At 71.3% G+C, this 293-nt stretch carries 1 protein-coding gene; it reads right to left on the reverse strand.

Annotated features, from left to right (window positions below; translation table 11 throughout):
- A partial coding sequence (locus J9889_RS21700; protein WP_246878161.1) for a methyl-accepting chemotaxis protein occupies positions 1-293 on the reverse strand: 293 nt, incomplete at both ends.

A 293-nucleotide genomic window follows, 5' to 3' on the forward strand; every position in this document is an offset into this window, starting at 1 on the left:
ACCACGCTCGACTGCTCTTCGGTGGCGGTGGCGACCTGGATGTTCATGTCGCTGATCTGGGTGATGTGCCCGGTGATCTGGTCGAGGGCGCCGTTGGCCTCGTCGGCCTGGGTCACCACCCGCAGGCTCTGGTTGCGCCCCTGGGCCATGGCGCTGACGGCGCGGGCGCTCTGCTCCTGGAGGCTGTTGATCATGCCCTGGATCTCGGCGGTGGAGGCGGCGGAGCGGCTGGCGAGGTTGCGCACCTCGTCGGCCACCACGGCGAAGCCACGGCCCTGCTCGCCGGCGCGGGC

This window comes from Aeromonas sp. PrichA-15 (assembly GCF_017939245.1).
Lineage (GTDB): Bacteria > Pseudomonadota > Gammaproteobacteria > Enterobacterales > Aeromonadaceae > Aeromonas > Aeromonas caviae.